The organism is Stenotrophomonas sp. FR010 (assembly GCF_047520755.2).
GTDB lineage: Bacteria > Pseudomonadota > Gammaproteobacteria > Xanthomonadales > Xanthomonadaceae > Stenotrophomonas > Stenotrophomonas sepilia.
In genome coordinates this window covers 57284-80799 of the sequence record NZ_JAXBQT020000012.1, presented here as the reverse complement: position 1 = coordinate 80799, position 23516 = coordinate 57284, and the positions used below count along the sequence as shown (strand labels likewise).

Below are 23516 nucleotides of genomic sequence, written 5' to 3'. Positions count from 1 at the left end.
CACCCGTGCTGTTCGGTTTGGAATGCGGGCCACGCCCGTGCGTGCCCCTGGGAGGGGGCGGTACATCCATTCGATCGTATGTCAGAGGGGACTTTCATGAGCACCTGCAGTTTCCGTGGCACCCCGGGCCCGAGGTCCGGTTCATGAGCCGCGCGTTGGCGAAGTTCCGGTCCCGGGCCATGTTCACCTTCGTGGGGGGGGCCCTGGTCATCAATCCCGCCTTTGCGCAGGACGCCGCACCGGCGACCGGGCCGCAGCCGCAGAGCCAGTCGCAACCCACCCAGCTTGATGCAGTGCAGGTCACGGGCATACGCAACAGCCTGAGCCAGGCCATGGACATCAAGCGCGACTCGGCGGGCGTGGTCGACGCGATCAGTGCCGAGGACATCGGCAAGTTCCCCGATACCAATCTTGCCGAGTCGTTGCAGCGCATCACCGGCATCTCCATCGAGCGCCGTGACGGCGAGGGCGCGCAGGTGACCGCGCGTGGCTTCGGCCCCCAGTTCAACATGGTCACGCTCAACGGTCGGCAGATGCCGGGTGCCGATGCATTCGGTGCCTCTGGACAGGTCGCCATCGGCGGTGTCGACGGCGGCACCCGCGCCTTCAATTTCGCGCAGCTGGCCGCCGAGGCCATCAATGGTATCGAGGTCTACAAGACCAGCCAGGCGCAGGTGCCCAGCGGTGGCATCGGTGCGACGATCAACATCCTGACCTCGCGTCCGCTCGATCACGCCGGCATCGTGGCCAGCGCCGGGGCGAAGCTGGTGTCCGACCAGAGCCAGCCGTTCGACAATGACCTGACACCGGAGCTGTCGGGCATCTTCAGTTACAGCAATCCGGAAAAGACCTTTGGCGTCAGCCTCAGCGCGAGCCAGCAGAAGCGCAAGGGTGGCTCGGTGCAGGCCACGGAGAACTACTGGAACGTGCAGCCGTGGACAGGGTCGATGCCGGGCAACCCGACCGTGGTCAATGCTCCGGCCGTCGGCCAGCTTTACGCGCGGCCCAACGACCTGCGCTACGCGTTCTCCGAATTCGAGCGCGAACGCGTCAACGGCCAGGCCGTGCTGCAGTTCGCACCGACGGACAGCCTGACCCTGACCGTGGATTACACCTACTCGACCAACGAGATCACCGAGAATCGTGGCGAGCAGGGCATGTGGTTGCAGAACAGTAACTACACCAACGTCGAGTTCGACACCAGTGGCGCCGTCGCGACGCCGGTCTACATCCGTGAAATCGCCGGCACCAAGGATTTCGGCCTGGAGCAGCAGCGCAGCATGCAGGAGTACAAGCTGGGTTCGCTGGGCTTCAACGCCGTCTGGAATGTCAGCGACCGCTTCAAGCTCAGCTTCGATGCGCACAACTCGAAGAACGAGAGCCGACCGAATGATCCGCTGACCGGCGGTGGTTCGATCTTCATGAGCATCGCCGGCACCAACAACTGTACCCGTGGCCCGCATTGCGGTGGCTCCTGGGTGCAGGAGCTGAACTTCAACAATGGCCTGCCGGTTGGCACCCAGGTCTGGTATCCCAGCACCGCCGATGCGCTCGCCGGGACCAATGGCGTGGTCAATCCGGGCTTCCAGGAAGGCGAGGTTGGCACGCAGGTGCTGCGCGTCAACGCGCAGACCCAGATCAGCGAGATCAAGCAGGCGCGCGTCGATGGCGAATGGAACTTCGACCACGGGCGCTTCCAGTTCGGCGTGGACACCAACAAGTCCACCACCCACCGCATCCAGGCCGCCGAGGCCTACTCGACCCTGGGCGACTGGGGCGTGGCCAACGTGGACCGGGATACCGCCGCAGGCCTGATGGACCTGCTGCAGCCGGTCAGCATCGTCGGCCTGTTCGACGACTACAGTGCCAACAGCTGGCCCGCCTGGCGCGGCAATGCCGGGCAGCTCGCGCAATGGGCATCGCGCGAGTACGGCGTCGGCCTGGGTGTGAACCCGCAACGCGCGGCCGACAACTTCGTCGAAGAAAAGACCAAGGCGGCGTACTTCCAGGTGGAGCTGGACGGGGAGCTGGGTGGCATGCGCACCAACACCCGCCTAGGCGTGCGCTATGAAACCACTGACGTGGTGTCGACCTCGGTCATTGCCGTCCCCGAGTCCATCGAGTGGCAGGCCAACAACGATTTCCGCATCGTGCTGTCCGATGAGCAGCAGCCCTTCACAGAGAAGGCGCGCTACAGCTACATCCTGCCCAACCTTGATTTCAGCATCGACCTCACCGAGGAGCTGAAGGGCCGCGTTTCGTTCGGCAAAAGCATCGCCCGCGCGCCGTACGGCAATCTCTATGCAGGACCCGGGGCCCAGCAGCCGTTCGGCTCGGTGCTGATCGATCCCTCGTCGCGCGCCAGCGGCAATTCGCAGAACCCGAGCCTGAAGCCGCTGGAATCGGACAACCTCGACCTGGGGCTGGAGTGGTACTTCGCCGATGCCAGCTACGTGTCATTGACCTACTGGAACAAGTCGGTCAGCAACTTCATCGGCAACACCGTCGTCCAGGAAAGCCTCTACGGACTCACCGACCCGACCTCCGGGCCGGATGCGCGGGCGGCGTTGGACTTCCTGACCAGCGGCGCCTGCGTCGCCCAGGTCGGGCCGGCCAATGCGGCCGCCTGCTCGGCCAACGACACCTCGCTGTTCACCGCGCTGGCATTGCTGCGAAACAATCCTGCCGGCCTCGGCGCCTACAACGGCACCGATGCGCAGGTGCTGGCCACCGAAGCAGCCTACGATCTGTATGGGCAGCCCAACGATCCGCTGTACCAGTTCAACGTCAATCGCCCGATCAACCAGAACAAATCCAAGCTGCATGGCTGGGAGCTGGGCGGCCAGTACTTCTTCGGTGACACCGGCTTCGGCGTGCTGGCCAACTACACCGTGGTCAAAGGTGATGTCGGCTACAACAATGGCGGCGATCCGGGCATCGACCAGTTCTCGCTCACCGGCCTGAGCGACACCGCCAACGCCATGCTGATGTACGAGAAGTACGGGTGGTCGGTGCGCCTGGCATGGAACTGGCGCGACCAGTACCTGATCCTGGCCAACCAGGGCTCCAGCCGCAATCCGTACTATGTGGAGCCGTACGAGCAGTGGGATCTCAGCGTCAACTACGCGCTGGATGACCACTGGTCCTTCAGCCTGGAGGCGATCAACCTGACCGGCGAGGATGTGCGGTGGCGCTCGCGCACGTCGCAGATGATCGTCAAGCTGGCTGACCAGAGCCCGCGCTACATGCTGGGCGTCCGCTACAAGTTCTGAGCCTGGCTGCCGATGCGTCCGGCACGGCACCGCTGCCCGCCAGCGGTGCCGTGCCGGGACGGTGTCGCCGCAGCTGTCGCGCCTGCGCTACGCTGCCGGCCAGCCACCCCGCACTGGATACCCTGATGGCCCGCTACGAAATGCTCAACAACATCGCGCATCGGGACCTGAAGGTCGCCACCGGATTCGGGCCGCAGTTCGGCGATGCCGTGGGCATGGTGCCGGCCTATCCCAGCGAGTTCGCAGAACTGCAGCGTGAGTATCCGATCTTCCTGCGCAGGGAAACCGGGACGGAAGCGTGGCAGTCCGTGGCCCTGCTGGGTTTCGAGCAACACGAGAACCTGTTCCTGCAGGACGGGCGCTGGAATGCTTCCTACCTGCCTGGCGCGGCGGCCAAAGGGCCGTTCCTGATCGGCTTCCAGGAGCACTACGTGGATGGCCTGCTCACCCAGGATGCGGTGATGCACGTGGACCTGGACCATCCGCGCGTCACCGACGGGGGCGGTGAGCCGGTGTTCCTGCCGCAGGGCGGCAACACCCCTTACCTGGACCACATCGCCAGCGTGCTGCGCGGCATCCACGAGGGCAGTGCCTTCGCGGCCGGGATGTTCACGATGCTCGACGACTGTGGCCTCATCCAGCCGGTCACGCTCGACGTGCAGATCGCGGCGCACCACCGGGTGAGCGTGAGCGGATTGCACGGCATCGACCGCGAGCGCCTGGCGGCGCTGGACAGTTCGCGCCTGGCTGCGTTGAACCGCGCCGGCTACCTGGAAGGTGCGTACCTGATGCTTGCCTCGCTGCATAACATGCGCCGCCTGATCGCCGAGAAGCAGCGCCGTCTCCGCGTCCAGCACGGCACCGCGCAGGCGGCCAGGAACTGACCGGTGCACGCCAGCCTGCCGATGCGGATCCTGGAAGGCATCGATCCTGCCGCCTTGCCACTGGCTGCCCTGGTGGAGGCCGGTGACCCGGTCGTACTGCGCGGCATCGCCACCGATTGGCCACTGGTCCAGGCCGGGCTGGGCGGGGTGCAGGACGCAATGGCGTACCTGTGCAGCGTCGATGCGGGTGCACCCATCCAGTACTCGTTCGGCGGCGCCGAGATCGGGGGGCGCCCGTTCTACAGCGCGGACTTCACCCGGTTGAACTTCGAAGTGCGGCGCGGCGTGCTGGCCCAGGTGCTGGAAGAGATCGCCATGACGCTGCATGCACCGCAACCGCCCACTTACTACGTGGCCTCGCTGCCGATTGCGCGGGCACTGCTGCCGGCATTCGCGCAGGCCAACGACGCCGGTCTGGCGAAGCAGGGCATCGACGCCACCGCCAGCATCTGGATCGGCAACCGGGTGACGGCCTCGTGCCATTTCGACACACCCGACAACCTCGCCTGTTGCGCGGTGGGGCAGCGCGAGTTCACCCTGTTCCCGCCCGACCAGATCGACAATCTGTATCCGGGCCCGCTCGATCCCACGCCGGGGGGACAGGTGGTCAGCGTGGTGGACTTCGAACAGCCCGACTTCGATCGGCATCCACGTTTCCGCGAGGCGCTGGCGCACGCGCGCCGCGCGGTGCTTGGGCCCGGCGATGCGATCTTCATTCCCAGCATGTGGTGGCACCATGTACGCAGCCTGGAACCGTTCAACGTGCTGGTGAACTACTGGTGGCGAAGCTCGCCGGCCTGGCTGGGATCCGCGCTGGCGGCGCTGCACCACGCGATGTGGGCCGTGCGTGATCTGCCGGCGCGCGAAAAGCAGGCCTGGGAAGGGCTCTTCCGCTACTACGCATTCGGCCCTGGCGAGCGCGCGGGGCAGCACCTGCCTGACGCCGCGCGCGGGGATCTGGCACCGTTCGACGAGCAGCGCGCCCGCCGCATGCGCGCGATGCTGCTGGGCAGGCTCAACCGTTGAGAGAGGGCGCCGTTTTGGATACCGAGAGCACGCTCGCAGGGCGCATCCGCAAGGTGGTCATTGCCGGTGGCGGTACGGCGGGTTGGCTGGCCGGCTGCGCGCTTGCGCACCAGTTCCGTGACCAGCTGCAGATCACGCTGGTCGAGTCCGAGCAGATCGGCACGGTCGGTGTCGGTGAGTCCACTGTGCCGCCGATCCGCACCTTCCACCGCTTCCTGCAGATCGACGAGCAGGAGTTCCTGCGCGCGGTGGCCGGCACCTTCAAGCTGTCGATCTCGTTCGAGAACTGGCGCCTGCCGGGCGATCGCTTCTTCCATCCGTTCGGCACCATCGGCCATGGCACCTGGGCGGCCCCCTTCCATCACTTCTGGCTGGACAGCCTGCGCCGCGGCATGCCCTCGGACCTGGGCGACTTCTGCCTGGAGAGCATCGCCTCGCGTGGCGACCGCTTTTCGCTGCACACCCAGCCGCAGGCCAGCTATGCGTATCACTTCGATGCCGGTCTGTATGCGCGGTTCCTGCGCGGCAGGGCCGAGGCCCACGGCCTGCGCCGGATCGAAGGCCGGATCGCCCAGGTCAGGCAGCACGCGCACGACGGTTCGGTGCAGGCGCTGGTGCTGGACGACGGCCAGGTGATCGAGGGCGATCTGTTCATCGACTGCACCGGCTTCCGCGGCCTGCTGATCGAGCAGGCACTGTGCACCGGCTACGAGGACTGGCACGAATGGCTGCCGTGCGACCGGGCCGTGGCGGTGCAGACCGAAGCGGTGGCGCCGCCGGCGCCCTATACCCGGGCGATCGCCCACGAGGCGGGGTGGCGCTGGCACATCGCGCTGCAGCACCGCGTTGGCTGCGGGCTGGTGTATGACAGCCGCCATCTGTCCGATGACGAGGCCGCCGCGAAACTGCTGCGCGATGCCGGGGCTCCACCCTTGCGCGATCCATGGAAGGTGCCGTTCCGCAGTGGACGCCGGCTGAAGGCCTGGAACAGGAACGTGGTGTCGCTCGGGCTGGCCAGCGGCTTCATCGAACCGCTGGAGTCGACCAGCATCCATCTGACGATCAGCGCAGTGGTGCGCCTGATCCAGCTGTTCCCGTTCGACGGCATCAGTGCATCGCTGGTGCAGCTGTACAACGATGTCAGCCGCCAGGAAATGGAGCACGTGCGCGACTTCATCATCCTGCACTACCACGCCACGCAGCGCAGCGAACCGATGTGGAAGGCCTGTCGCGAGATGCGCGTGCCCGAGTCGCTGCAGCAGCGGCTGCAGGCGTGGCGCGAGCGTGCGCATGCGTGGCAGGACCCCGGCGAGCTGTTCCGCGTCGAATCCTGGACCAGCGTGCTGCTCGGGCAGGGCATCGCGCCCGGTCCTGCGCACCCGCTGGCGCGGGCCGTGAGTGATGTCGATCTGCGCACCTTGTTGAAGGGCATCCAACGGCCTGTGCAGCAGGCCGCCGCGCAGATGCCGGCGCAGGCGGAGTTCATCGCGCAGTACTGCAGGTCCGGCGTGGACGTGTGGCGTTCGACGGAAGCAAGCGCGTAGCAGGGTTTTGCGTTGCAGCACGCTTTTTCCGCTGCGGCTGGTTACAGTGCGGCAACACCGCAGGCGATGACGCGCGCGGTGGCAACGAGGGGGCCGGACACCACGCCCCCTTTTTGAGTCCACGGAATGTTAGCGCTACCTTTTTTGATCGGAGGCGGTTTCGATGGGTCTGGTTGCAGGGATCGATGCAGGGACGCAGAGCCTGAAGGTGCTGGTCTATGACCCGCGGAAGCAGGCGGTGGTGGCCTCGGCCAGCGCGCCGCTCGCGCTGGACAGCGGTGCCGATGGCAGCCGTGAACAGGCGCCGGCCGACTGGGTGTCGGCCCTGCGCGACTGCTTTGCCCGGATCGATCCCTCGCTGCGCGCACGCATCGTTGCGCTGGCGGTATCGGGCCAGCAGCATGGATTCGTGCCAGTTGACGATGCTGGCGAGGTGCTGGCACCGGCCAAGCTGTGGTGCGACACCAGCACCTCGGCCGAATGCATCCAGATCATGGATGCCGTGGGCGGGTTCCAACGAACCATAACGCTGGCGGGCAACCCGATCCTGGCCGGCTACACAGCGTCCAAGCTGCCCTGGACCCGCACCCACCGTGCCGACGCCTATGCGCGGCTGGCGACCATCCTGCTGCCACACGACTACCTGAATTTCGTGTTGAGCGGGCAGCGGTTCTGCGAGCTTGGCGATGCGTCCGGCACCGGCTGGCTGGACGTGCGCACGCGCACCTGGTCGCAGGAACTGCTGCGCGCCACCGATCCTGATCGTGATCTTGCTGCCTGCCTGCCGCCGATCGCTGCGCCCGATGCCCTGTTCGATATCGCGCCGGAGGCTGCGGCCGCGCTCGGGCTTGCAGCGGCGGTGAAGGTGGCCGTTGGTGGCGGCGACAACATGATGGCGGCGATCGGCACCGGCTGCGTCACGGAAGGGCGGCTGGCGATGAGCCTGGGAACCTCCGGAACGCTGTTTGCGTATTCCGGCTCGCCGGTGATCGATCCGGATGGCGCGTGGGCGGCGTTCTGCTCGTCCACGGGGGGCTGGCTGCCGCTGATCTGCACCATGAACTGCACCGTGGCCACCGAACGCGTGGCCAGCGCCTTCGGTTTCAGCACCCGCGATGGCGACGCGCATCTTCGCGCAACGCCGCCGGGGGCAGGGGGCCTGGTGATGCTGCCGTTCCTCAATGGCGAACGTACCCCTGACCTGCCGCTGGGCAAGGGCGTGCTGGCTGGCCTGGACATTGCCAATTTCACCCCGGCGCATGTGTACCGCGCCGCCATGGAGGGCGCGACCTACAGCCTGAAGTACGGCTACGACGCCTTCGTCCGCGCGGGCATGCAGTTCGATCGCATCGTGCTCACCGGCGGTGGCAGCAACAGCGCTGCCTGGCGTCAACTGGTGGCCGATGTGTTCGGCCTGCCGGTGGAGGTCCCGGTGCAGGCCGAAGGCGCGGCGTTTGGCGCGGCACTGCAGGCGCTGTGGGCGCTCGCCCGATCGCAGGGCAACGCCACTTCGATCAGCGACATCACCGCACGGCACGTCACCGTCGATCCCACGCTCTCCGCGCGCCCGGATCCGGACCGCAGCGATGCCTATGCACGGGCCTACGCACGCTTCCTCAGTCATCTTGATGCCATCACGCCGCTGCAGCGCGGCTGATGGCTCCTCCACGACACCCCGTACAACGACAGGAGCACGCACCATGAGCACGCAGCCCTTCATCGGCGCCAAGGAATACTTCCCCGGCGTCGGCCGCATTCCGTTCGAGGGCAAGGGCTCGGACAATCCGCTTGCCTTCAAGGTCTACGATGCCAGCCGGGTCATCGGTGGCAAGACCATGCAGGAGCATCTGCGCTTCGCCGTGTGCTACTGGCATACCTTCTGCAATGCCGGGCACGATCCGTTCGGCCCGGGTACCCGGCAGTTCCCGTGGGAGGCGGGCTCGCTGCTGGCCACGGCCGAAGCGAAAGTGGACGCGGCGTTCGAGTTCTTCACCAAGCTGGGCGTGCCGTACTGGTGCTTCCACGATATCGACCTGGCGCCGGATGCCGATGATATCGGCCAGTACCAGAAGAACCTCACGCACATGGTGGGCCTGGCCAAGGCGCGCCAGGAGGCCACCGGCGTCAAGCTGCTGTGGGGCACGGCCAACCTGTTCTCGCACCCGCGCTACATGAACGGTGCATCGACCAATCCCGATTTCGCCGCGGTGGCCCGCGCCGCGGTGCAGGTCAAGGCCGCCCTGGAGGCCACGGTCGAACTCGGTGGCGAGCACTACGTGTTCTGGGGCGGGCGCGAGGGCTATGCGTCGCTGGCCAATACGCAGATGAAGCGCGAGATCGAGCACTTCGCACGCTTCCTGACCATGGCCCGCGACTATGGCCGCAGCATCGGCCTGAAGGGCAACTTCCTGATCGAGCCCAAGCCGATGGAGCCGATGAAGCACCAGTACGACTTCGACAGTGCCACGGTGGTGGGTTTCCTGAAGGAGCATGGGCTGGACAAGGACTTCAAGCTCAACATCGAGGCCAACCACGCCACATTGTCCGGCCATACCTTCGAGCACGACCTGCAGGTCGCGTCCGATCATGGCCTGCTCGGCAGCATCGATGCCAACCGCGGCAACGCGCAGAACGGCTGGGACACCGACCAGTTCCCCAGCGATCTGTACGACACCGTGGGCGCGATGCTGGTCGTGCTGCGCCAGGGCGGGCTGGAGGGCGGGTTGAACTTCGATGCGAAGGTGCGCCGTGAGTCGACCGACCTGGAGGATCTGTTCATTGCCCATATCGGCGGCATGGATGCGTTCGCACGCGGGCTGGAGGTTGCCCATGCACTGCTGACCGAGTCGCCGTGGGAGCAATGGCGTGCGCAGCGCTACGCAAGCTTCGATTCCGGCGCCGGCCAGGATTTCGAGCGTGGCACGCTCAGCCTGCCGGACCTTGCGGCACTGGCCGCCCGCCTCGGCGAACCGCGCCAGGCCAGCGGCAAGCAGGAGCGTTACGAAAACCTGCTCAACCAGTACCTGCTGCGCTGAGCGCGGCCACGGTGCACTCAAGGGGATGGGGATGAACCAGGCAGCGGGCAGCGGTGAGAACACGCGGCTGATCGTACTGATCAGCGTGGTGGCGACGATTGGCGGTTTTCTGTTCGGCTTCGACAGCGGCGTGATCAACGGTACCCAGGATGGCCTGCACCAGGCGTTCCGGTCCGGCGAATGGATGCAGGGGTTCGAGATCGCGTCGATGCTGCTGGGCTGTGCGGTGGGCGCGTTCAGTGCTGGACGGCTGGCCGACCGGCTCGGCCGTCGCAACGTACTGATCCTTTCGGCAGTGATGTTCCTGCTGTCGGCGCTCGGTGCCGGGGCGGCGGTCTCGTCGGGCTGGTTCATTGCGGCGCGGGTGGTGGGCGGATTCGCGGTCGGCGCGGCCAGCGTGATCTCGCCGGCCTACATTGCCGAGGTCGCTCCGGCCCGCTATCGCGGCCGCCTGGCTACGGTGCAGCAGATCGCCATCATCACCGGGCTCACCGCCGCGTTCCTGTCCAACTACCTGCTGGCGGCTGCAGCGGGCGCGTCGACCGAACCGCTGTGGGGCGGGCAGGCCGCCTGGCGCTGGATGTTCTGGATGCAGGCCGCGCCATCACTGGTGTTCCTGCTGCTGTTGCTGACCATTCCGGAGAGCCCGCGCTACCTGGTGGTGAAACGGCGCAAGGAAGACGCCCTCCGGGTGCTGACCCGGCTGCTGGGCAGCGACAAGGCCAGGGCCACGCTCGAGGAGATCGATGCCTCGCTGTCCAACGACCATCATCGCCCGCGCCTGTCCGATCTGAAGAGCCGGGCGACCGGGCGGATCCGCCCGATTGTGTGGGTCGGCGTCGGGCTGGCCTGCTTCCAGCAGCTGGTCGGCATCAACGTGGTGTTCTATTACGGCGCGGTGCTGTGGCAGGCAGTCGGCTTTTCCGAGAACGACGCGCTGCTGATCAACGTGCTGTCCGGCGCACTGAGCATCGGTGCCTGCGTGGTCACCGTGCTGCTGATCGACCGGATCGGCCGCAAACCCCTGCTGTGGTTCGGCTCGGCCGGGATGTCGCTGTCGCTTGCACTGGTGGTGGTGGCGTTTGCCAGCGGTTCGCTGGCCGACGGGCATCTGCAGCTGCCCGGCCGCATGGGCACGCTGGCACTGGTGGCGGCCAATGCCTATGTCGTGTTCTTCAATCTGTCCTGGGGACCGGTGATGTGGGTGATGCTGGGCGAGATGTTCCCGAACCAGATCCGCGGTTCGGCACTGGCAGTCGCCGGCGCGGCGCAGTGGACCTCCAACTTCGTGGTCACGGTGACGTTCCCGATGCTGCTGGCCGCGGCAGGGCTGGCGGCCACCTACGGCATCTACCTGGTGGCTGCCGTGATCTCGGTGATCTTCGTCGTCCGGCATGTGCACGAGACCAAGGGCAAGGAACTGGAGCAGATGGAAGGATGAGCACCATGACATCGCAGGCCTTCGTCATCCGCAGCGGCGCGCTGGTCGCCGCACTGATGCTGGGATTGCTCGGCTGCCGCGGCCAGGACCGGGCTGCCGCCGCCGCAGCCACCGACAAGGATCCCTGGCCGGAGGTCATCTGGCCCCTGGCTGCGGACCCGGCGCTGGAGAAGCGCATCACCGACCTGATGGCCGGCATGACGGTGGAGGAAAAGGTCGGCCAGCTGGTGCAGGGTGACATCGCCAGCGTCACCCCCGACGATGTGCGCCGCTACCGGCTTGGCTCGATCCTGGCCGGTGGCAACTCCGATCCCGGTGGCCGCTATGACGCCTCGCCGGCCGAATGGCTGGCGCTGGCCGACGCCTTCTACGACGCCTCGATGGACACGTCGAAAGGCGGCAAGCCCATTCCGCTGCTGTTCGGCATCGATGCCGTGCACGGGCAGAGCAACATCATTGGCGCCACGTTGTTCCCGCACAACATCGGGCTGGGCGCCACGCGCAATCCGGAGCTGCTGCGGCAGATTGGTGGCATCACCGCGCTGGAGACCCGCGTTACCGGCATGGAGTGGACGTTCGCGCCGACCGTTGCCGTACCCCAGGATGATCGCTGGGGACGCACCTACGAAGGCTACTCCGAATCGCCGGACGTGGTGGCCAGCTATGCCGCCGCCATGGTGGAGGGGCTGCAGGGCAGGGTGGGAACCCCGGAGTTCCTCGATGGCCGCCATGTGATCGCCTCGGTGAAGCACTTCCTGGGCGATGGGGGCACCACTGACGGCAAGGACCAGGGCGACACCCACATCAGCGAGTCAGATTTGGTGCGCATCCACGCCGCCGGATATCCGCCGGCAATCGCCGCCGGCGCGCAGACCGCGATGGCGTCGTTCAACAGTGTCAACGGCGAAAAGATGCATGGGCACCGGCATTACCTCACCGATGTGCTCAAGGGCCGCATGAACTTCGGTGGCTTCGTGGTGGGTGACTGGAATGGTCATGGACAGGTCAAGGGCTGCACCACCACAGACTGCCCGGCCACGATCAACGCGGGCCTGGACATGGCGATGGCCTCGGACAGCTGGAAAGGGTTCTACGAGACGACGCTGGCTGCGGTGAAGGATGGGCGGATCACGCCGCAACGCCTGGACGATGCGGTGCGCCGGATCCTGCGGGTCAAGTTCCGCCTTGGGCTGTTCGAGGCCGGCAGGCCATCCACGCGGGCCGTCGGCGGGCAGTTCGCACTGATCGGCGCGCCGGCCCATCGCGCGGTTGCCCGGCAGGCCGTGCGCGAGTCGCTGGTCCTGCTGAAGAACCAGAACGGCCTCCTGCCGCTGTCGCCGAAGCAGCGGATCCTCGTGGCCGGCGACGGTGCCGACGATGTCGGCAAGCAGGCCGGCGGCTGGACGCTCAACTGGCAGGGCACCGGCACCACCCGCAAGGACTTCCCCAATGCGGACACGATCTACGAGGGCATCGCGCGCCAGGCCAGCGCGGCGGGTGGTGAAGCCGTGCTTGCCGTCGACGGACGCTATGCAGTGAAGCCCGACGTGGCGGTGGTGGTGTTTGGCGAAGACCCCTATGCCGAGTTCCAGGGAGACCGGCCGACGCTGGCCTACAAGCCCGGCAACGAAACGGACCTGGCGCTGCTCAAGCGGCTCAAGGCCGAAGGCATACCGGTTGTTGCGGTTTTCCTGAGCGGGCGACCGCTCTGGGTGAACCGGGAAATCAATGCCGCCAATGCCTTCGTGGCTGCATGGCTGCCGGGCTCGGAAGGCGCCGGCATTGCCGATGTGCTGCTGCGCGGAAGCGATGGCCGCGTGCAGCACGATTTCAAGGGCAAGCTCAGTTTCAGCTGGCCGCGCACTGCCACCCAGTACGCCAACAACGTGGGCCAGAAGGACTACGATCCGTTGTTTGCGTTCGGCTTCGGCCTGACCTACGCCGACAACGGCAACCTGGCCGCGCTGCCGGAAGCATCGGGCGTGACCGGCAACGAGGGCGCGACCGGCGTGTTCTTCGCGCGCGGTGATGCAGGTCCCGGCATGGCGCTGCGCCTTGAGCAGGCCGCAGGCCAGGGCCTGACCGTGACCCGCGTGCCGGATGCATTGCCCGATGATCGGCTGAAGATCACCGGCGTGGATCATCTGGCGCAGGAGGATGGGCGACGCCTGGCCTGGTCGGGCAAGGGCGAGGCCGTCACTGCACTGCAGTCGCACACGGCGCTGGACCTGCAGCGCGAATCCAACGGCGACCTGATGCTGCTGACCACGCTACGGGTGGACGCAGCCCCGAAGGGTGAGGCGTGGCTGTCGGTGGGCTGCAGTGCGGGCTGCTCGGCGCGCGTCGCCATCGGGCCGGCGTTGGCGGCGCTTCCACAGGGCCAGTGGAAGCGTGTCGGCGTGCCGCTGAAGTGCCTGGCCAGGGCGGGTGCAAGGATGGACGCGATCGACCGACCGTGGTCGGTGGTGACGGGCGATGCGATGACGATCTCCGTGTCACGCGTCGCGCTGGGTGCGCTGAACGAAGCCGAGGTCACCCTCGGATGCGGAGCATGATGCCTGCGCTACCGCCGCCGGGGCGGCGCGGCGACCGAATCGCGTGCGATCAGCCGATGCGGCATCACATGATCGCGCAGCACCGTTGCGTCCGCCGCCGGACGGCGGATGGTGCGCAGCAGGATGTCGACGGCCGCGTTGGCCATCGAGGCGATGGGCTGGTGGATCGTGGTCAGTTCCGGCCACACGGTGGTGGCGGCCGAGGTGTCATCGAAACCCACGACCGACAGGTCGCGCGGCACTTCCAGCCCGCGCCGGTGCGCGGCGGAGATGGCGGCAGCGCCCATGTCGTCGTTGCTGGCGAAAATCGCGGTCGGTGGGCGGCGTTGGGACAACAGCTTTTCGGCGGCAGCCAGGCCGGACCGGTAGGTGTAGTCACCGTGCTGGACCAAGCCAGGATCCACCGCCAGCCCGGCCTCGCGCAGGGCGGTGACGAAGCCGTCGTAGCGGAGCGCACTTGCGCTCAGGTCATCGCGCCCACGGATGAAACCGATGCGGGTGTGTCCCTGCCGAAGCAGGTGATCGGTCATTTCCTTGCCGGCACTGAAATCGTCGATGCGGACGCAGGACAGGGCCTCGCTCAGGCGCCCCGATGCGATGGCCACGACCGGAATGCCTGCCTTGACCAGTTCGCTTACGGCGGCCTGCGATTCGCACAGGGGTGGCGGCAGGATCACCCCGTCGACGCGTCCGGCGAGCGCACGCGCCGCCTTGCGTTCGGATTCGGCATCCAGGTTGTCCCAGTAGTCGATGACCAGCTGGATGGCGGAACTGGAGGCGACGCGCAGCAGGCCCACCAGCAGTTCGCGCAGGTAGGCGCCGCTGGGGTTGGTGTAGATCAGCGCAATGCGCGTGTGCTGTGCGGCGGCCAGCGAACTGGCGGCAAGATTGGGTGTATAGCCGAGCTCACGCACGGCGCGCAGCACGCGCTCGCGGGTGACGTCGCGCACCTTGCCCTGGTTGATCACCCGCGACACGGTCATCGGCGAAACGCCGGCAAGGGCCGCAACCTCGTCGATCGTCACGCCTGCGGTTCTGCGGCGAACCGATTTCTTCGGCTTGTCCAATGCACGATCCCTTTGTTCTTGGTGGCGCTGCCGCGCGGGTGCGAAGGACGATGATGCGCTGCCCCGGGCCCGAACGTAGTTTACAAAGGCGCATGTTAACGCCGTTGTTGCGTGCTGTCGGCACGCGCCTGTGCGCCGTGCTCGCACTGCTGGCCTGTGCTGGCGGGGCACGGGCGGAGGATGGCTACAGGCTGTGGATGCGCTACCAGCCGGTTGCCACAACGGTCGCTGCCGACTACCGGCGGCAGCTGGCCGAAGTGGTGGCCCCGGATGGCACGCCGATGCAGCGCGCCACCCGCGACGAGCTTGCGCGGAGCCTTTCTGGATTGCTTGGAACGGCCCCGCCAATGCGAACGGCAATCACTACTGACCATGCCCTGGTGCTGGGTACGCCGCAGTCTTCGGCGCTGGTTGCCGCGTTCGGCAACGAGATCGCCACATTGGGCGACGAGGGCTTCCTGATCCAGCAGGTCCGGACCGGGGGGCGCGATGTGCTGCTGGTGGCGGCACGCCGGGATGTCGGCGTGCTGTATGGCATGTTCCACCTGCTGCGCCTGTTGCAGCGTGGCATGCCGCTGCAGGGCCTGGACGTGCGGGAGTCGCCGCGGGTCGCACTGCGCGTGCTCGACCATTGGGACAACCTGGACCGCTACGTCGAGCGTGGCTATGCGGGCAGCTCGCTATGGGACTGGCAGACGTTGCCGCAATGGCGTGACCCGCGCTACACCGACTACGCCCGTGCCAACGCTTCGCTCGGCATCAACGGCACCGTCCTCAACAACGTCAACGCCAGTGCGCTGAGCCTGTCGCCGGGCTATCTGGCCAAGGCCGCCGCGCTGGCTGACCTGTTCCGCCCCTATGGCATCCGCGTCTACCTGAGCGCACGCTTCAGTGCGCCCATCGAGCTCGGCGGCCTGGCGACGGCTGACCCGATGGATCCCGACGTGCGGCGCTGGTGGCGCGACAAGGTCGATGAGATCCATGCGCGCATTCCGGATTTCGGCGGTTTCCTGGTCAAGGCGAACTCGGAGGGGCAACCCGGCCCGCAGGATTACGGTCGTTCCCATGCCGACGGCGCCAACCTGCTGGCCGACGCGCTGGCGCCCTACAACGGCGTGGTGATGTGGCGGGCCTTCGTGTATTCGCACGAGGTCCCCGAGGATCGCGCCAAGCAGGCGTACAGCGAGTTTGTCGGGCTGGACGGCGCCTTCCGGCCCAACGTGATCGTGCAGGTGAAGAACGGCCCCATCGACTTCCAGCCGCGCGAGCCGTTCCATCCGCTGTTCGGCGCGATGCCACGCACGCCGCTGATGATGGAACTGCAGATCACCAAGGAATACCTGGGTTTTGCGACGCACCTGGTCTACCTGGGAACGCTCTACGAGGAAGTGCTGCAGGCCGACACGCATGCCCGTGGCGAAGGCTCCACGGTTGCCCGCGTGGTCGATGGTTCGCTGGAGGGCCACGCACTGACCGGTATCGCCGGCGTCGCCAACATCGGCATGGACCGTACCTGGAGTGGCTCGCACTTCGACCAGGCCAACTGGTACGCCTTCGGCCGGCTGGCCTGGAACCCGCAGCAATCCGCGCGCGCGATTGCCGAAGACTGGGCAGCGTTGACGTTCTCGCCCGACCCGCAGGTGACCGGCCCGATCGTGCGGATGATGATGGACTCGCGCGAGGCGGCAGTGGATTACATGACGCCGCTGGGCCTGCACCACCTGATGGCACGCGGCCATCACTACGGCCCCGGCCCCTGGGTGGACGGAGGCCCACGTGCGGACTGGACGTCGGTGTACTACCACCGCGCAGACAGCCAGGGCATCGGTTTTGACCGCAGCGCCGGCGGAAGCAACGCAGTAGGCCAGTACGCCCCGCAGGTCGCCGAGATCTACGGCGATTCCGCGCGGGTGCCCGAGTCGCTGCTGCTGTGGTTCCATCATGTGCCGTGGGACCGCCGCATGCGCTCGGGCAGGACGCTCTGGGATGAGCTGGTCGGGCGCTATTCGCGCGGTGTGCGCCAGGTGCGCTCGATGCAGGACACCTGGGCAGCCCTGCGCGACCGGATCGATCCGCAGCGGCATCGGCACGTCGCGGCGTTCCTGCAGATCCAGCACGATGAAGCGCAATGGTGGCGTGACGCCAGCGTGGCGTACTTCCAGTCGCTCAGTGGCCGCCCGCTGCCCGCCGGCGAACAGCCACCGCCGCAGCCATTGTCGTACTACCAGGCCTTGCAGTTTCCGTCCGCACCGGGGGATGGCCGATGAGCAGGTTCGGAGCAGTCGGGTGTGCGCTGTTGATGATGGCTGCGGCAGTGGTGGCGATGCCGGCCGCGGCGCGGGAAACGACGGGATTGCTGCATCCGCTGTTCAGCGATCACGCCGTCCTGCAGCGTGACCGGCCCATTGTGGTCTGGGGGCACGCAGGCCCTCGGCAGCCGGTTTCCGTGACGTTTGCCGGGCAGGCGGTAAGCACCCGGGCGGACGCCGCAGGCGGCTGGCAGGCAACGCTGCCCCCGGTGGCCGCGGGCGGTCCGCACACGCTGGAAGTAAGCGCCGGGACACGTCGGGAGATGGCGCGCGATGTGCTGGTCGGCGACGTATGGCTGTGTTCGGGCCAGTCGAACATGGAGTTGCCGGTGTGGCGCTCGCTCAACGCAGCCAGCGAGATCGCCGCAGCCACGATGCCACGGATCCGGCTGTTCACCGTGCCGCAGCACGCCGCCGTGCAGGCACAGGAGAGCTTCAACGGCAGCACTGCCTGGACATCGGCAACGCCTGATACGGCGCGCGATTTCTCCGCCACCTGCTTCTACTTCGCGCGCGAACTGCAGCGCACGGTCGACGTGCCGATGGGGCTGATCGAGGCAGCGTGGGGTGGCTCGCGGATCGAGGCCTGGACCAGCGTTGGTGCGCTGCGCGGGCAGGGCGGCCTGGACGAGGCCCTCGATATCCTCGCGCGGTCTGCGCGTGATCCGCTGGAGGCACGCGCAGCCTGGGGCCGCTACTGGCAGCACTGGTGGGCCACACGCGAGGGCACGCTGCCCGGCGACGCCCCATGGCGCGCGGATGCCGATGACCGAGGATGGTCGCGCGCACCGGCCACACTGGGCGCATGGGAGCGTTGGAACGTGCCCGCGCTTGCCGATTACAACGGTATGGTCTGGTATCGCACGCAGGTGGTGCTGAGCGCTGAACAGGCTGCACGCGGCGCCACCCTGGAGCTGGGATCGGCCGACGAGGCGGACGTGACCTGGGTGAACGGCGTCTCCGTGGGCAGCCAGTACGGCACCGGCGAGAGGCGCTACCCGTTGCCCAGCGGCCTGCTGAAGGCAGGGTCCAACAGCATTGCGGTCAACGTGCTCGACACCTACGGTGAAGGCGGCCTGGCTGGCCCCGCCACGGCATACGGCCTGCAGTTCGACAACGGCGATCGGGTGGCACTGCAGGGTCCGTGGAAGTACCGGGTGGCGCCGGGCCAACAGGCGCCGCCATTCGCCCCCTGGCAGGCCGCCACCGGGTTGTCGACGCTGTACAACGGAATGATCGCACCGCTCGGCGCTTTCGGGCTGCGCGGCATGCTGTGGTACCAGGGTGAATCGAACACCGGTGATGGCGCGGCGTACGCGGCGCGGTTGCGTGCGCTGCGCGACGATTGGCGGCGTCAGTTCGGTGCGCGCACGCCACTGCTGCTCGCGCAGCTGGCCAGCTATGGCCAGGCACCGGTTTCGCCCGCCGATAGCGGTTGGGCGCAGGTGCGCGAGGCGCAGCGGCGCGTCGCAGCCGAGGATGCGCAGAGCGGGCTCGCCATCGCCATCGACATCGGCGATGCCTACGACATCCACCCGCCGAACAAGCAGGAGCTCGGGCGCCGCCTGGCGCGCGTGGCCCGCCACGTGGTGTACGGCGAGCAGGATCTGGCACCGTCAGGTCCGCGGGCGGTAACGGCCGTGCGGACGCCCACGGCCGTGGCCATTGCGTTCGAGGATGTCGAAGGCGCGCTCACCGCAAGCGGTTCGCTGCGTCCGATCGGCTTTGAACTGTGCGAGGCCAAGGGCCATGCGCGCCACTGCGAGTACGCCGACGCCGAACTGGATGCGCGCCGGATCCTGCTGCGCGGCCCACGGTCGACGCACGCAACGCACGTCCGCTACTGCTGGGCCGATGGCCCGGTGTGCACGCTGCGCGATCGCAGCGGGGCGCCGGCCGGCCCGTTCGAACTTCCCATTGCCGAAGCCGAGGCCCGACGATGATGACGTTGTCCACGCAGTCCCCTCTGGCCCGCGACAGGGCCGGCCTGAGGTCGATGGCGCGCCGCCTGCTGGGGGCGTTGTTCCTGCTGTCGGCCGCTGCCACCCGGGCCAGCGCGCCGCCGGACGCTCCGCCGGTGTACTTCGACTGGTTCGAGTACCGCGGCGATGACCAGGCGTTTGAAGTGCCGCTGCCGGCCGGCCATTACCGCAATCCCGTCCTGGCCGGCTTCCATGCCGATCCCAGCATCGTGCGCGCGAACGGCCGGTTCTATCTGGTCAATTCCAGCTTCACCTACTTCCCGGGCATTCCGGTGTTCGAGAGTGCTGACCTGGTGCACTGGAAGCAGATCGGCAATGTGATTGACCGCCCCACGCAGCTGGATTTCGACGGGCTGAGCGTCTCGCGCGGCATCTTTGCCCCCACAATCGAGTACCACGACGGGGTCTTCTACGTGGTGACCACGGCCACCGACAGCGGCGGCAACTTCATTGCCACTGCGCGCGACCCGGCCGGGCCGTGGTCCGATCCGCACTGGCTGCCCGGCATCGATGGCATCGATCCATCACTGTTTTTCGACGACGACGGCAAGGTGTACCTGATCAACAACGATGCACCGCCCGGTCCGCCGCGCTACGACGGGCACCGCGCCATCTGGATGCAGCAGATCGATCTGGCGGCATTCAAGCCGGTCGGGCCACGCCGGGTGCTGGTTGATGGAGGCGTGGAGCCAGCGAAGAATCCGATCTGGATCGAGGGACCGCACATCTACAAGCGGGAGGGCTGGTATTACCTGTCCGACGCTGAAGGGGGTACCGGGCCGCAGCATTCGCAGGTGGTGCTGCGCAGCCGCACGGTGTGGGGACCCTACGTTGCCTATGCGGGCAATCCGATCCTGACCCAGCGCGAACTGCCGGACGACCGTCCGCTTCCGATCACCAATGCCGGCCACGCCGACCTGGTCGAAGGCCCGGATGGCTCGTGGTGGGCGGTGTTCCTGGCCAGCCGCAACTATCAGAAGCGCCACTACAACACCGGGCGCGAGACCTACCTGTTGCCGGTGCGCTGGCAGGATGGCTGGCCGCAGATCCTGCCGACCGACCAGGCCATTCCCTACGTGGCCGAGGCGCCGTCATGGATGCAGGGCGAGGCATCGCAGGCCCCGTCGACCGGCAATTTCGTGGCGCGCGACAATTTTGATGGCCCAGCGCTCGATCGCCAGTGGCTGCGCGTGCGCGTGCCCAGGCATGCCTGGGCTGACCTGCACAAGCGCCCCGGCATGCTGGCCGTGCACCCGCTTGCCGAGGATCTGGACACGTTGCGCAATCCGGCATTTCTCGGCCGGCGCCAGCAGCACCTGCGCTTTGAGGCGAGCACCGCGATGACCCCGCCAGCCCCCGGTGTCGCCGCCGGTCTGGCGGCGTTCCAGAGCGAGGCGTACTGGTACTTCCTCGGCGTTCGTGACCTTGGCGGGGGGCGCCTCTCGCTCTTCCTCGAAGCGCGTGACGGGGGTGGCAGCACGCGGACGCTGGCCAGCCATGACGTGCCGGCGTCTGCAGCGCTGCGCCTGAAGATTGCCGGCAACGAGGGCGACTACGCGTTCTCGTTCGACATCGGCGACGGGCAGGGCTGGCAACTGCTCGCAGGCGACGTGGACGGCACCGTTCTGAGTACGGACCGGGCAGGCGGCTTCGTGGGCGCACTGTTGGGTCCCTTCGCGCGCGACGAGCGCACCGGGAGAAGCAAATGAGACTGTCGATTTCGTCCAGGTCCCGCCGCCGTACGTGGCGTGGACGGGCCACCGTGTTCGTCCTGAGCTGCGTGGCGGCCGCCGCATCCGCGGCCGCGCCACGGCCCTGGCTGGATGTCTCGGCAAGCTTCGAGCAACGGGCCGCCGCACTCGTCGCGCAGATGACCCTGGAAGAGAAGGCCGCGCAGATGCAGAATGCCGCGCCGGCAATCGAACGGCTGGGTGTGCCCGCCTACGACTGGTGGAATGAGGGGTTGCATGGCGTGGCACGGGCAGGGCAGGCCACGGTGTTTCCGCAGGCAATCGGCCTGGCCGCGACCTTCGATGTACCGTTGATGGGGCAGGTGGCCACGACCATCAGCGACGAGGCCCGCGCAAAGCACCACCAGTTCCTCCGCGAAGGCGCGCATGGCCGTTACCAGGGCCTGACCTTCTGGTCGCCGAACGTCAACATCTTCCGCGACCCGCGCTGGGGTCGCGGACAGGAGACCTACGGCGAGGATCCCTACCTCACCGCGCGCATGGGCGTGGCCTTCGTGCGCGGCCTGCAGGGCGACGACCCCGTCTACCGCAAGCTGGACGCCACCGCCAAGCATCTGGCCGTGCACAGCGGGCCGGAGGCCGACCGCCATCACTTCGATGCACGCCCCAGCCGGCGCGACCTCTACGACACCTACCTGCCGGCGTTCGAGGCGCTGGTGAAGGAAGGCGAAGTGGATGCGGTCATGGGCGCCTACAACCGCGTGTACGGCGAGTCCGCCAGTGCCAGCCGTTTCCTGCTGCGTGATGTGCTGCGACGCGACTGGGGTTTCAAGGGCTACGTGGTCTCGGACTGCTGGGCCATCGTCGATATCTGGAAGCACCACCATATCGTCGGCACGCGCGAAGCCGCCGCGGCGCTGGCGGTCAGGAACGGCACCGAGCTGGAATGCGGCCAGGAGTACGCAACGCTGCCTGCGGCAGTGCGCCAGGGGCTGATCAGCGAAGCGGAGATCGACGATGCGGTGACTCGCCTGTTCACCGCACGGATGCGCCTGGGCATGTTCGATCCGCCGGAGCGGGTGCGCTGGGCGCGCATTCCGGCCTCGGTGAGCCAGGCGCCGGCCCATGATGCGCTCGCGCTCAAGGCCGCGCAGGCATCGCTGGTGCTGCTGAAGAACGATGGCATCCTGCCGCTGTCGCGCGACACCAGGCGCATTGCCGTGGTTGGACCCACCGCCGACGACACCATGGCGCTGCTCGGCAACTACTTCGGCACACCGGCCGCGCCGGTCACGATCCTGCAGGGCATACGCGAGGCGGCCAAGGGCGCTGAGGTGCGGTATGCGCGTGGCGTGGACCTGGTGGAAGGGCGCGACGATCCCGGTGCCACGCCGTTGATCGAGCCGACCTTCCTGCGGCCCTCGGCGGACTCGCCCGAGCGCGGCCTGCGCGGCGAGTACTTCCGCACGCCCGACCTGTCTGGCACTCCGGCCCTGGTGCGGACCGATGCGCAGATCGGCTTCCGCTGGGACCGCGGCTCGCCGACCGACAACCTGCTGGCACGCGGCGAAGCGGCACCGGGGCAGGGGATTCCCAACGACCGCTTCAGCATCCGCTGGAGCGGCCAACTGCTGCCCCCCGTGTCCGGTCGTTACCGGCTGGAGGTGGCCGGCGATGATGGCTACCGCCTGTACCTGGACGGCAAGCGTGTGATCGATCACTGGGTGAACACGGATCGCCTGCATGCCGAGGGTGTCGAACTCGACCTGCAGGCGGGGCGTGCCTATGACCTGAAGCTGGAGTACTACGACGACCAGCGCGATGCCGGCGTGCGCCTGGGGTGGCGCATGCCCGGTGCCAAGGCGCCGTTCGATGAAGCGCTCGATGCCGCACGCGAGGCCGATGTGGTGGTATTCGTTGGTGGACTCACCGGCGATGTCGAAGGCGAAGAGATGACGGTCAACTATCCGGGCTTTGCCGGTGGCGACCGCACCGACCTGCGGTTGCCCGTGCCGCAGCGCACCCTGCTGGAGGCCCTGCACGCTACCGGCAAGCCGGTGGTGATGGTACTCACCGGCGGCTCGGCTATCGCCGTGGACTGGGCGCAGGCGCATCTGCCGGCGATCCTGATGAGCTGGTACCCCGGGCAGCGCGGCGGCACCGCCGTCGGCCAGGCGCTGTTCGGCGACGTCAATCCGGCCGGCCGTTTGCCGGTCACGTTTTACAAGGCCGGCGAAGCGATGCCGGCATTCGACGACTACGCCATGGAGGGCCGTACCTACCGCTACTTCCGCGGCACGCCGCTGTACCCGTTTGGTCACGGGCTCTCGTACACGCGCTTCGATTATGGTGCGCTCCGCCTCGATGCGGACACCATCGGCGCCGATGGCCGCCTGGGCGTTGCGGTGGATGTGACCAACGCGGGCACACGCAGCGGTGACGAAGTGGTACAGCTGTACGTGCGGCGCGAACACGCCGGCAGCGGCGATGCCGTGCAGGAACTGCGTGGCTTCCAGCGCGTCCAGCTGGCCCCGGGCGAACGCCGCACGGTGACGTTCACCCTGCAGGCGGCGCAGGCCCTGCGCCACTATGACCAAGCGCGTGCGGCGTACGCGGTGCAGCCCGGTGCCTACGAGGTCAGGGTAGGGGCGTCCAGTGCCGATATACGTGCGCAGGGCAGGTTCAGCGTGGTGTCCGCGCATGACTGATC

The 23516-nt window shown here is 67.5% G+C and carries 13 protein-coding genes; 12 read left to right on the top strand and 1 reads right to left on the bottom strand.

What is annotated here, in order from left to right; genetic code table 11:
• Window positions 1-143 precede the first annotated feature (143 nt).
• The 8 genes from ACM0PK_RS12485 to ACM0PK_RS12450 all read left to right on the top strand — a co-directional run bounded on the left by ACM0PK_RS12485 (window position 144) and on the right by ACM0PK_RS12450 (window position 13757).
• On the top strand, window positions 144-3272 hold the full coding sequence (locus tag ACM0PK_RS12485) for a TonB-dependent receptor (RefSeq protein ID WP_312249936.1): 3129 nt from the start codon (window positions 144-146) through the stop codon (window positions 3270-3272).
• A gap of 125 nt (window positions 3273-3397) precedes the next feature.
• Complete coding sequence (locus tag ACM0PK_RS12480; protein WP_095377571.1) at window positions 3398-4156, top strand: SapC family protein; 759 nt, start codon at window positions 3398-3400, stop codon at window positions 4154-4156.
• A gap of 3 nt (window positions 4157-4159) precedes the next feature.
• Window positions 4160-5182 (top strand): cupin-like domain-containing protein, encoded by a 1023-nt coding sequence (locus tag ACM0PK_RS12475; protein WP_414607239.1) that lies wholly within the window; start codon window positions 4160-4162, stop codon window positions 5180-5182.
• A gap of 14 nt (window positions 5183-5196) precedes the next feature.
• A complete protein-coding gene (locus ACM0PK_RS12470; protein WP_414607240.1) occupies window positions 5197-6726 on the top strand; it encodes a tryptophan halogenase family protein in 1530 nt (509 codons plus the stop codon).
• A 163-nt stretch (window positions 6727-6889) separates the two neighbouring features.
• A complete protein-coding gene (gene xylB, locus ACM0PK_RS12465; protein WP_414607241.1) occupies window positions 6890-8383 on the top strand; it encodes a xylulokinase in 1494 nt (497 codons plus the stop codon).
• Between the two features lie 43 nt (window positions 8384-8426).
• Window positions 8427-9761 carry a xylose isomerase gene (gene xylA, locus ACM0PK_RS12460; RefSeq protein ID WP_414607242.1) on the top strand — a complete coding sequence of 445 codons (1335 nt, stop codon included), beginning with the start codon at window positions 8427-8429 and terminating at the stop codon, window positions 9759-9761.
• A gap of 31 nt (window positions 9762-9792) precedes the next feature.
• Window positions 9793-11202, top strand: a complete 1410-nt coding sequence (locus tag ACM0PK_RS12455; RefSeq protein ID WP_072167080.1) for a sugar porter family MFS transporter — start codon at window positions 9793-9795, stop codon at window positions 11200-11202.
• Window positions 11199-13757, top strand: a complete 2559-nt coding sequence (locus tag ACM0PK_RS12450) for a glycoside hydrolase family 3 protein (protein WP_414607243.1) — start codon at window positions 11199-11201, stop codon at window positions 13755-13757. Before ACM0PK_RS12455 ends, ACM0PK_RS12450 begins: the two co-directional genes overlap by 4 nt.
• Before the next feature lie 8 nt (window positions 13758-13765).
• On the opposite strand, the gene ACM0PK_RS12445 is transcribed toward ACM0PK_RS12450, so the two are convergent.
• Entirely contained in the window at window positions 13766-14824 is a 1059-nt protein-coding gene (locus tag ACM0PK_RS12445; RefSeq protein ID WP_414607244.1) for a LacI family DNA-binding transcriptional regulator, read from the bottom strand.
• A gap of 92 nt (window positions 14825-14916) precedes the next feature.
• On the opposite strand from ACM0PK_RS12445, the gene ACM0PK_RS12440 reads away from it, so the two are divergent.
• The 4 genes from ACM0PK_RS12440 to ACM0PK_RS12425 are packed head-to-tail and all read left to right on the top strand — an operon-like array spanning window position 14917 to window position 23514.
• Window positions 14917-17091: an alpha-glucuronidase family glycosyl hydrolase gene (locus tag ACM0PK_RS12440; protein WP_414607245.1), complete on the top strand. Its 2175-nt coding sequence runs from the start codon at window positions 14917-14919 to the stop codon at window positions 17089-17091.
• A gap of 32 nt (window positions 17092-17123) precedes the next feature.
• Window positions 17124-19076 (top strand): sialate O-acetylesterase, encoded by a 1953-nt coding sequence (locus ACM0PK_RS12435; protein WP_235646174.1) that lies wholly within the window; start codon window positions 17124-17126, stop codon window positions 19074-19076.
• A 53-nt stretch (window positions 19077-19129) separates the two neighbouring features.
• Complete coding sequence (locus tag ACM0PK_RS12430; protein WP_414607277.1) at window positions 19130-20824, top strand: glycoside hydrolase family 43 protein; 1695 nt, start codon at window positions 19130-19132, stop codon at window positions 20822-20824.
• A complete protein-coding gene (locus tag ACM0PK_RS12425; protein ID WP_414607246.1) occupies window positions 20821-23514 on the top strand; it encodes a glycoside hydrolase family 3 protein in 2694 nt (897 codons plus the stop codon). Before ACM0PK_RS12430 ends, ACM0PK_RS12425 begins: the two co-directional genes overlap by 4 nt.
• Window positions 23515-23516 lie beyond the last annotated feature (2 nt).

Bases quoted from the DNA above. Each gene is read 5' to 3' on its own strand.
- ACM0PK_RS12485 (WP_312249936.1), top strand. From the start codon at position 144: ATGAGCCGCGCGTTGGCGAAGTTCCGGTCCCGGGCCATGTTCACCTTC.
- ACM0PK_RS12480 (WP_095377571.1), top strand. From the start codon at position 3,398: ATGGCCCGCTACGAAATGCTCAACAACATCGCGCATCGGGACCTGAAG.
- xylB (WP_414607241.1), top strand. From the start codon at position 6,890: ATGGGTCTGGTTGCAGGGATCGATGCAGGGACGCAGAGCCTGAAGGTG.
- xylA (WP_414607242.1), top strand. From the start codon at position 8,427: ATGAGCACGCAGCCCTTCATCGGCGCCAAGGAATACTTCCCCGGCGTC.
- ACM0PK_RS12455 (WP_072167080.1), top strand. From the start codon at position 9,793: ATGAACCAGGCAGCGGGCAGCGGTGAGAACACGCGGCTGATCGTACTG.
- ACM0PK_RS12450 (WP_414607243.1), top strand. From the start codon at position 11,199: ATGAGCACCATGACATCGCAGGCCTTCGTCATCCGCAGCGGCGCGCTG.
- ACM0PK_RS12440 (WP_414607245.1), top strand. From the start codon at position 14,917: ATGTTAACGCCGTTGTTGCGTGCTGTCGGCACGCGCCTGTGCGCCGTG.
- ACM0PK_RS12435 (WP_235646174.1), top strand. From the start codon at position 17,124: ATGATGGCTGCGGCAGTGGTGGCGATGCCGGCCGCGGCGCGGGAAACG.
- ACM0PK_RS12430 (WP_414607277.1), top strand. From the start codon at position 19,130: ATGGCGCGCCGCCTGCTGGGGGCGTTGTTCCTGCTGTCGGCCGCTGCC.
- ACM0PK_RS12425 (WP_414607246.1), top strand. From the start codon at position 20,821: ATGAGACTGTCGATTTCGTCCAGGTCCCGCCGCCGTACGTGGCGTGGA.